1 protein-coding gene and 3 pseudogenes are annotated in these 2,469 nt (G+C 41.4%); 1 reads left to right on the top strand and 3 read right to left on the bottom strand.

Annotated elements, in window-relative coordinates:
* The 3 genes and pseudogenes from HMPREF0666_RS18390 to HMPREF0666_RS15735 form a co-directional block, all read right to left on the bottom strand.
* Positions 1-291: pseudogene (locus HMPREF0666_RS18390) on the bottom strand (ankyrin repeat domain-containing protein); the annotation flags it as partial.
* Between the two features lie 76 nt (positions 292-367).
* Positions 368-553, bottom strand: a pseudogene (locus tag HMPREF0666_RS18385) (hypothetical protein).
* A gap of 12 nt (positions 554-565) precedes the next feature.
* On the bottom strand, positions 566-1,852 hold the full coding sequence (locus HMPREF0666_RS15735) for an IS1380-like element ISBf12 family transposase (protein ID WP_008449762.1): 1,287 nt from the start codon (positions 1,850-1,852) through the stop codon (positions 566-568).
* Positions 1,853-2,186: 334 nt separating this feature from the next.
* Here HMPREF0666_RS15735 and HMPREF0666_RS17750 point away from each other — a divergent pair.
* Positions 2,187-2,469: pseudogene (locus HMPREF0666_RS17750) on the top strand (ISAzo13 family transposase); the annotation flags it as partial.

Here is a 2,469-nt window from a genome sequence, read left to right as displayed (position 1 = left end):
GAACTCTACACCTATACTTTTTAGTCGCGCAACAAGCTTTTTAAAGTCTGGAGCATCATAATCTCCATTTCCATAGTTTATAAAATCTTGTACCCAATACGCAACATTCTCCTTACCTCCAGTATTTCTTCCAATACCTCCCGTTTTCATCGGGTCAGCACCTTTGTCCCATAGCCATAGTACGAAAGCCCATTGGGCGGTTATCGCCTGATCTATTATTACAGTTTCTTTCGAACTGTTAAATTGGTTAATATCTGCGCCATGTTCTAATAAGTATTCTATTTTTTGTTTATGTAATGATTAAAAAATAACTTGGTACATTTTCAGGCCAAAGACATCGGCATTGAACAATGTATTCAATTCGATATTAGCAGTTCTCATATATTTTATTTAACCTCAAATCCGCAACTAAGCCCTTGAAGGTTCTTATTGCGTTTACACGTCCTCTCATTACTGAATTTGCAGATAATTTGAACTTGAAGCACCCACTTCTGCCTACAATATCCCCTTACCCCACAATGTGACTTGAGGCAATACACAATATCATTCCCATAAGTTGTAGGCACTATCCAAAATCAGTCTGGAAAACATCTGCGTAAGCATAATTACAGGTATAGATATTCAGCACATACCGCCTTGATGTCTTGATCCACTTGGCTGGTACAGAGATAAACCTGAAGACAAACGCTTTTATGCGACTTGTTACATTGAGTCCGAACTTCTTTACGTCAAGTCTTTGAATAATGGCCTTGTAAAAGTTACGGATAAGTGCTGTAAGAAGAAGGAACACTGTGTTCTCTGCCATGAAGGATTTGGGCAATCTGTCCCACCCGAAACCATTGTTCATATCATCGAAGATACGTTCCTTTTCTCCACGAGGGTTATAGAACTCGACAATTTCTCTTACGGAAGAATCATAGTCGTTAGTCAGGATACAACGGTATGTGTATTCTCCTTCCCAAAAATCCTGCACACCATCCATCCGTTTCTGTCTTTGAATCACAAGTCGATATGCCTTACCTTTCCACTTCTCAACAAGGATAGAGTTCAATTCAAACTCAATGCCATTGATTTCTTCAGTTTTCCAGCCTTTGAGAGCAAAGGTGTCATTGTAGATCGAACTGCAGCGGTTAGCACGGATATAGAAGGACTTGCAGTGTTTTTCTATTTCCTCCACGATTTCCTCGGAACATGATCCACAATCAGCTCTGAAGCGATTGATAATGAGCCCATTCTGTTCAAATCTCTCAAAGAACCTCTTCAGCGTGTCCTTCTGATGGAAACGAACATTTGTGTTACCATCGCTATTCTCTATACCGACTATCAAATCGCCAATAACCGCCACGCCAGGGCGATAACCAAGGAACTTCTTGTATGTAGGCTTTGCATCATACTTCTCTGTCTCTATGAACTGATGGTCGAAATCAACATCATACATCTCACCCTCTTTCAGTTGGCCAGATGCAAATATACAATTGAGCAATAAAGTATTGAGAGTGTCAGCCGTATTGAAATCGTAGGTCTTGCCCATATCTGATGTGTATGAAATGTTTTCTTGCGTCAACTCCTTTATCGCCCTGAGGATAGTATCAGAGCTACAAGTGCGAAGTGTCGGATGAAGTGAGAGGTGGTTCATCAAATGAGTAGTGACATCCTCAATACATGAACCGCCACAGAAGTAGATACTCATGAGAGAACGGATGATTTCGCTGTACTGATAACCGAACGATCTACACCTTAGACCGAGGGTTGAGTCGATGACAGATGATAATGTGGAGTCAAATTGCTCCATGATTGAAAATAATCCCCCAAAAGGAGTGAGTCTCTCAGATTTAATTTGTATCTTCGCCATGTCTATCGTTGGATTCTCTTGTTTTTTTTTGCAACACTAAGATAAGTGAAAATTCTGACATGGCAAAATCCTGAGCAACTTTTTGTTGCTCAGGTACTTAAAAAGTTTAATTTATAATAGTGTTGCGGAATTAAGGTTTAATTAACTGATACGTAATGATATACGTTGTTGTTTAATTCTTTGTTGTCGTTTATTTTTTGTATCTTTGCCCTTGCGCAGGGCGCAGGTGGAAGCATACAAGAGAAGACATAGCGAGTGCGACAAATCAGGGAGTTTCCCAGAAGTCGCCAATCTGGACGAACGCCAACGCAGGTTGTTCTGTGCCCACAAGGCGATGGAACTTGGAACGCACGGCGTGAGTCTGGTCTGCAAAACATATCATGTCACCAGAAATACAGTGTATAGAGGTATTCACGAGCTTGAGAGCGGGGACACAATTGCTGCCGGACACATAAGGAAGAAAGGTGGAGGCAGAAAGAGTATTCTCAGTGTTCATCCCGAGTATATCGACATCTTCCGGGAGATTACGGAAGATGCCATAGGCGGCTTGCCGCAAGATGAGAGCGTACGCATGCTTTTCTATTCGCCTGGCATCATAAGAGACAAGATGGAGGTGG

This window comes from Prevotella sp. C561 (assembly GCF_000224595.1).
Lineage (GTDB): Bacteria > Bacteroidota > Bacteroidia > Bacteroidales > Bacteroidaceae > Prevotella > Prevotella jejuni.
Note: the sequence above shows the minus strand (reverse complement) of the source record. Positions and strands in the feature narration are given on the sequence as shown.